Genomic DNA, 7,113 nt, shown 5'->3' with positions numbered 1-7,113 from the left:
TTTTCCGCCATGATCGAGGAGGCGGGCGGCAATGCCCGCGTCTGCCCCATTGTTCCCGACGACATGGACCGCATTCGCGAGGCCATTGCTTCCGCCGTGGAAGACGGGGCCGATCTCGTCATCATGAACGCGGGCTCTTCGGCGGGCAGCCATGACTACACGGCCGACGTCATTGCCGGCATGGGCGAGGTGCTGGTGCATGGCGTGGCGGTCATGCCGGGCAAGCCCACGGCGCTCGGCATCGTGGAGGTCGGAGGCCGCCGGGTTCCCATTGTCGGGACGCCCGGGTATCCGGTTTCCGCCATCGTGGCCATGGAGGAATTCGTTCTGCCGCTGCTCGTCCGCTGGCAGAAGCACGGGGTGAAGCGCCGCGAATCCGTCACCGTGACGCCCTGCAATCCCATTCCCTCGCGTCCCGGCATGGAAGAGCGGGTGCGCGTGAAGCTCGGCGTGGTGGACGGCGCCTGCTACGCGGTCACGCTTCCGCGCGGCGCTGGCACGGTGACCAGCCTTTCCCGGGCCGACGCCGTGATTCCCATTGAGCGCGACCGCGAAGGTCTGGACGCCGGACAGCCCGTGCGTGCGGAACTTCTGCGCTCCCGGGAAGAGATTGAGGGCGCGCTGCTTGCGGTGGGCAGCCACGACAATACGCTCGATCTCATCGACAGCATGCTCCGGCGCACGCATCCGGGCTTCCGGCTGACCTCGGCGCACGTGGGCTCCCTGGGCGGACTGCTGGCGCTGCGGCGCGGACAGTGTCATCTGGCGGGAAGCCACCTGCTCGACGAGGAAACCGGCATTTACAACAGAAAGGCCATTCAGGAGAACATGAAGGGCATGCCCGCCGTGCTGGTGCAGCTCGTGGATCGCGAGCAGGGCATCATGGTGCTGCCCGGCAATCCGAAAAACATCACGACGTTTGAGGATCTGTGCCGCGAAGACGTGCAGTTTATCAATCGTCAGCGCGGCAGCGGCACCCGGGTGCTGCTGGATTACGAGCTGAAGAAGCGCGGACTTTCGCCTGCCCGCATTCAGGGCTATCGCGACGAGGAATACACGCACATGAACGTGGCGGCGGCGGTGCTTTCCGGCCGGGCCGACGCGGGTCTCGGCGTGCGTTCTGCGGCGGCGGCCCTCGGGCTGGACTTCATTTCCGTGGGCGTGGAGGAATACGATCTCGTCATTCCCGAGCGCTACATGCAGGACGCCCGCATTCAGGCGCTGCTTGAGGTGATTCGTTCAGAAGAATTCAAGGAAAACGTGCGCGCCATGGGCGGATACGGCACGGACCGCACCGGTGAGATTCTCTGGGCGTACGACGGCAAATAACGTCGCAGACCTTCGCATGTTCACGCGCGTCGTCGGATGGCTCCGGGGGCGCGCGTTTTTTGTCGCCGCAGGCCGGGTTGCCTGTCGCAGAGCATGGCCGCTCAAAAGAGAAGTCCACAGGGAATCGGAACGCCGCAGGGGCACTTCGTGACGACATGCGGAAACGCAGTGCGGGAAGTTGCAGGGAAATCCGCGGCAAAAGCAGGGACGTTGCCGTCAAAATGAGAACTCGAACCGGGCTCCGTTCCCCTTTTTGCCGGAGAGCGCTGCCGGATGCCGTGTTCCTGCACGGCTTTTCGTTTCGCGCGCCGGTATGAGGCCGGTTAAAAGAAAACTCCGACGTCTGAGGACAGGCGTCGGAGCGAAGGAAACATGTTTGTCGCCGAAAAACGGAAGGAATATTGACGCGGGCTGCGCAGTCGTGCCGGACAGGGAAGGGCGTCCGTTTCCCGCAGCGGCCGGATGTCGCAAAGGAAAGGCGCGAATATCAGGATTCGGTCTGCGCCGTTTTGGTTCCGGCGTATTTTTTCATGGCCAGACTGCACTTTCCGGACTTGATTTTTCGCGGCGTCGTCGCGTTTTCGGAAAGCTGCACGCTTGCGGGCAGGCAGGAACGGATGATGTCGAAGGTCCCGTCCTTTTTCCAGGCCGTAAAGCGTCGCCACGCCGTCACATAGCTGCCCATGTCGCGGGGCAGGTCGCTCCAGCGGCAGCCTGTGGTAAGAACATAGAGAACGGCTTCGAGCGTTTCCCGGTCGCTTTTGCGGGGGCGTCCTACCTTCTTGCCCCGGGCAAGAAACGGCTCGATGCGTCTCCATTGCTGATCGCTGATGAATGCCATGCCATGTTCCTTTGAGTGAAATGTTTGGGTGTCAGTGCCGGGGAAGAATCGTAAGCGTTTCGAGTTCCGGGATGGAAAGATCGAGATGAAAGAGCTTTCCGTCGTCGCTTTTGTTCCGGCAGAGTCTCCGCATGAAGAGAGATACCATAAGACAGGCCGTGCCCGCTACGGTCAGCACATGGGTGTTCATGGGAGCGCCTTCCCTGTTGCCCGCATCTTCGCCGGGATACACCAGAGAGAAGGGCATGTCTCCGCTGCCGTCGAAAAGGGCGAGGCCCTCGTTTCTGGCCACGGAACCCTGCACGCAGGGAACGCCGGCGCGGTTGGCGGCTTCCTCCAGCATTTTTTTGCGCGCGATGGAATCCAGGCAGTCCATGACCACGTCCACGCCTTTCAGCAGCTGCGGCAGATTGTCTTCGTCCAGCGCCACGGTGCACGCTTCCACATCCATGTAGGAAGCAATGCTCAGAATGCCGTCGCGGCAGACTTCCGCCTTGAAGCGCCCCAGCGCCTGTTCCGTGCAGAAAAGCTGCCGGTTGAGATTGCTTTCCTCGAACTTGTCGGGATCGCAGAGTACAAGGCTGCCCACGCCCATGCGCGCCAGAAGCGCCGCCGCGTGACCGCCGAGACCGCCGCATCCGGCAAGGAGAACTCTCGTGGAAAGCAGGGCGGAAAGCGCCTGCGCGCTGAAGGCTCCGCGGCAGCGGCTGAAACGTTCCGGCCAGATGTCGCGGGCGAGCAGTTCCGTCATGGCGACGCGTTCCGGAACGCCGAGTTCCTGCGCCAGAAGGCGCACGCCTTCCCGAATCATGGAGCGTTCGCCGCGCTGCTGCCTGAGATAGGGGGCAAAGCGTTCGGCGAGTTCCGTGTCGGAAGGGAAGGGACGCATTTAGCCTCCTCCCACGGCGGGAAAATACGCCACGCGGTCGCCGTCGTTCACGGTGGAGTCAAGCTCGCTCTGACGGCTGTTGATCATGACGATTTTGATTTCCTCGTGAGGAATGCCGATGCGGCTCGCCAGTTCTCCGGCGGTCAGCGAGCTTTCGCCCTCGCCGAGCGAAAACTGAAGACCCGCTTCCGGATCGTAGTCGGGAACGAGATCGCGAAGGGTGGTGCTGAGTTTTATCAGTATGCTCATGGGAAAAAAGTCCCGCGCGGAGCGGACCCCGCGCGGGACGGGAAGAGGTTACTTCTTGATCCAGTTGAAGGTGGTCTGCAGTTCTTCAGGCGTGAAGTCGAAGGTGGTGTTGTGAGGCGCCACGGGCTCGTCGGTGAAGAAGTCGGGCAGATGGTCGGCGGCTTCGGTGATGCCGGCGCGACGGTTGAAGTCGATTTCCGTGGACAGGATGCGCTGACCGAGGGTGACCACGTCGTCACCGGTGAGCTTCCAGCCGAACTTGGCGTTCAGCATGTCCACGATGGCCGCAAGGGCGTCCGGAATGTCGAGGATGGCGAAGGCCGTGAACAGGCACAGGCCCACGCTGTCCACGGAAGCCGTGGCGATCTGCAGATTGCGGGAAAGTTCGATCTGACCTTCCTTCTTGAGCGGATCAACCTTGCCGCCGCAGGAAAGGATGTTCGCGGTGACCGCGTAGCCGGCGGTGTGGTCAGCGCCCATGGGGGTGGTGGCGTAGGTGACGCCCACGCCCTTGACCGCACGGGGATCGTAGGCGGGCAGGCTCTGACCCTTGACGCAGGGCACTCTGCGCACGCCGAACACTCGGCCGGTGGTGGCGGTGCCGCAGCCGATGATGCGGCCGAGCGGGGTGCCTTCGCTGATGCCCTTCATGGCTTCCATGACGGCCTTGCCGTCGCCGAGCGGAATGCCGCCGCCGGCCATGGCGACGCCCACGGCCACGCCGACGTCAATGGTGTCCACACCGATGTCGTCGCACATGTGGTCGAAGGTGCAGATGAGGTCGAGGTCGTCGATGTTGCTGTGGGGGCCGAAGCACCACAGGGTTTCATATTCGGGCCACTTGCTCTTGAACTTGCCCTTTTCGTCGGGGAAGATGCCGCTGCAGCGGATGATGCAGCCGCTCATGCAGCCGTGGGCCACGGAACCTTCGCCGCCGCGTTCCTTGGTGAGCTTGTTCATGCGTTCGCCGGAAACGGCTTCGTGATGCTCGAACTGGCCGCAGGTGAAGTTGCGGGTGGGGAGGCCGCCCGCTTCGTGCAGGATGTTCACGAGCACGGCGGTGCCGTATTCGGCAAGGCCCTTGCCGGTGATGGGATGGCTGGTGAGAGCCTTGGCAAAGCGCTTGGACGCGGCCTTGAAGCCTTCTTCATCAACGAGAGGATGATTCTTGCCGCCCTCGGGGTTGATGATGATGGCCTTGAGGCCCTTGGAGCCCATGACGGCACCCACGCCGCCGCGGCCGGCATGGCGCTGCGGACGCAGTTCGCGGTCGGTGAAGGCGATGCTGGCGGCGGTGAGCTTGAATTCGCCCGCGCGGCCGATGGTGACGTAGCTGCAGTCCTTGCCGTACTGCTCGACGAGCTTGGCCACGGCGTCGAAGTTGTTCAGGCCGGCCACGGTGGAAGGAACGAGCTTGGCGGAATCCTTGCTGATTTCAAGCTGCCACCATTCGCCTTCGGTGGCCATGTCTTCCACGATGATGGCCAGAATGCCGAGCTTGGCAAGATGGCCGCCGGGCTGACCGCCGGAGTTGGATTCCTTGATGCCTTCAGTGAGGGGGCTCTTGCAGCCCACGGAAATACGGTTGGAGTTGGGGCTGTTGGTGGCGCCCAGCAGACCGGGGGCAAAAACGAGTTTGTTGTGCGGTCCGAGGGGAGTGCAGATGGGGTTGACCTCGCGGGCCACGATGGTGGAGGTCAGGGCGCGACCGCCAAGACCGGCGTATTCTTCGGGGATGTCCTCAAACACGCAGCTCTTGGTGGCCATGTTGACACGCAGAAAACGAAACATGCCGTGTGCTCCTTGGGTTATGGATTCACGATAATCGGAGAAGCCTCTTTAAGCCGACCATAGGGCCGTATGTTTTTTTTCGTCAAGGAAGAGAAAAAACAATCACGCTTTTTCTGAAGACTTCCCATTTCGTGACGGTTGGGAGGCGGGGCAGGGGAGAGCTGCCCCATGCGGCAGGTCTCCTGCTACTTTGACCAGGAGAAGAACACCGGATCCTTGCGGGTGCACGGCGGCACGGGCACCTTCGTGTAGCCCATGCTCAGCGTGGAAACCAGGTGGAAGCCTTCGGGAACATGATGTTCGGCCTTGAAGGCGGCGTCGTCGAAGAGGGCTTCGGCAAAGCCTATCCAGCAGCAGCCTATGCCTTCGCTTTCCGCGGCGAGCATGATGTTGCCCGCCACGAGGGAACAGTCGTACACGTTCCAGTGCGAAGAGGTGTCGCCATAGACGATGAGCACCGTGCCCGCGTGATTGAAGATGTGGTATTTCTCATTCCTGAGCCAGGATTCGTACTGGGCCAGATGCGGATAGTCCGCCAGATGGTTCAGCACCTTCTGCTTGATGCGATCCGAAAGCGCGTCGATTTCCTTTTTGTCCTGAAGGACCACGAATCCCCACGGTTCCATGCCGGAGCCCGTCGGAGCCTTGACGGCCAGCGTCACGAGTTTTTCGAGCACGTCCTTTTCCACGGGACGCTCCGTGTAGCTGCGAATGCTGCGTCTTTTTTCTATGGCTTCCAAAACATCCATGACGAGTCTCCTATTAATAATATAGATAGGGAGGGGGAGGGCGAAAAAAAGGGGCGAATGCCCGAAGGCATCCGCCCCGAGAAGGCGTCGGTCCTGAAAAGGATAAGCGCCTTCAGACCGGACGTTCAGGCGGCCGGAGCGCCGACTACTTGTTCAGGGAGGCGACGCCTGCCTTGGCCACGTTGGTGTCTTCCTGCACGGAGCCGCCGCTCACGCCGATGGCGCCGACGACAACGCCGTTCTTGTCCTTCAGCAGTTCACCGCCGCCGAAGATGACGAGGCCGTTGTTGGTGACTTCAATGCCGTACAGTTCGCCGCCGGGCTGGGCTGCCGCGCCGAGTTCGGCGCTGGACATGTTGAACAGGCGGGCGGTCTTGGCCTTCTTCATGGAAACGTCGATGCTGCCGAGGAAGGCGCCGTCCATGCGGCAGAAGGCTTTCAGATTGCCGCCGGCGTCGATGACGCTGATGTTCATGGGAACGCCCTGCTTCTTGGCGAAGGCGAGGGCACCGTCAACGACCTTCTGCGCCTGTTCGAGCGTAAGATCGCCGGGAAGCTGGAGTTTGCTGGTATCGACAGCGGCGGAAGCGGGAACAACCAGGGCGGCCAGAAGGGCGCAGGTAAGAAGAGTGCGACGCATGATATCCTACTCCGTGTTTTGCAAAAGGCAGATACGGCAGCCCACATGTCGTCATATCTGCTCTTCCGGTTTTTCTTTTTTATAGCGTAGTGCCGGGGGCGTTTCAAGGGGCGGAGCGTCTTTCTCTTCGGCGCCGAGCCGAAAGAGGGCATTTTTTATGCTGCGGGCCGGAGCCTTTCATCGACGCCAGCTTATAAAAAAAGAGCCATTCTTAATAAGAAGAAGGGAAAGCGCGGAAAGGGCAGCAGGGGCGTCATGGAGTGTTTTTGAAATCAAAGATAAATTTTATTCTTATATTATGGAATGTTAGAGATGAATTCCAGAAATCTCCCCGAGAATGTTACGGGCTTCTCCAGAAGGCACAAAACAGGGAAAAAGAGGGGAATTTTGAAATGGAATTTTGAAATGGAACGGGAAAAGTTTTGTGCTTGTATATTTAGTAACGCGGTAATATGGCCTGATGATTGATTATTTTATTTATTGAATTTTGAAATGAAAAAGTTATTTTTTTATTTTTTCAGAACCTTTGACTTTTTCTCAGCAGTACCGTAGGACAAATACAGTACAAGTCTCTTATCCTTTTGCTAACTACTGCTTTCAAGGAGTTACTATGAGCACTGATGTC

7 protein-coding genes are annotated in these 7,113 nt (G+C 60.2%); 1 reads left to right on the top strand and 6 read right to left on the bottom strand.

The features are described 5' to 3' along the window. Nucleotides 1-1,329 (top strand): substrate-binding domain-containing protein (locus tag ACZM96_RS08610; RefSeq protein ID WP_489488547.1); only part of this gene is annotated, 1,329 nt, incomplete at its 5' end. Nucleotides 1,330-1,816: 487 nt separating this feature from the next. On the opposite strand, the gene ACZM96_RS08605 is transcribed toward ACZM96_RS08610, so the two are convergent. The 6 genes from ACZM96_RS08605 to ACZM96_RS08580 all read right to left on the bottom strand — a co-directional run bounded on the left by ACZM96_RS08605 (nucleotide 1,817) and on the right by ACZM96_RS08580 (nucleotide 6,488). Then, the gene (locus ACZM96_RS08605; protein ID WP_346666235.1) at nucleotides 1,817-2,170 is read right to left on the bottom strand and encodes a transposase; all 354 of its coding nucleotides are present in this window, start codon (nucleotides 2,168-2,170) and stop codon (nucleotides 1,817-1,819) included. Between the two features lie 31 nt (nucleotides 2,171-2,201). Beyond that, nucleotides 2,202-3,059 carry a HesA/MoeB/ThiF family protein gene (locus tag ACZM96_RS08600; protein WP_489488546.1) on the bottom strand — a complete coding sequence of 286 codons (858 nt, stop codon included), beginning with the start codon at nucleotides 3,057-3,059 and terminating at the stop codon, nucleotides 2,202-2,204. After that, complete coding sequence (locus ACZM96_RS08595; protein WP_489488545.1) at nucleotides 3,060-3,308, bottom strand: MoaD/ThiS family protein; 249 nt, start codon at nucleotides 3,306-3,308, stop codon at nucleotides 3,060-3,062. A gap of 48 nt (nucleotides 3,309-3,356) precedes the next feature. Further along, entirely contained in the window at nucleotides 3,357-5,099 is a 1,743-nt protein-coding gene (locus tag ACZM96_RS08590) for an aldehyde ferredoxin oxidoreductase C-terminal domain-containing protein (RefSeq protein ID WP_294484552.1), read from the bottom strand. Between the two features lie 185 nt (nucleotides 5,100-5,284). After that, nucleotides 5,285-5,848, bottom strand: a complete 564-nt coding sequence (locus ACZM96_RS08585) for a nitroreductase family protein (protein ID WP_489488544.1) — start codon at nucleotides 5,846-5,848, stop codon at nucleotides 5,285-5,287. Between the two features lie 145 nt (nucleotides 5,849-5,993). Further along, the gene (locus ACZM96_RS08580; protein WP_294484549.1) at nucleotides 5,994-6,488 is read right to left on the bottom strand and encodes a GlcG/HbpS family heme-binding protein; all 495 of its coding nucleotides are present in this window, start codon (nucleotides 6,486-6,488) and stop codon (nucleotides 5,994-5,996) included. Between the last annotated feature and the right edge of the window lie 625 nt (nucleotides 6,489-7,113).

Source organism: Mailhella sp., from assembly GCF_057866825.1.
The sequence above is the reverse complement of the archived record's forward strand: the minus strand, read 5'-3'. Positions and strand labels throughout refer to the sequence as shown.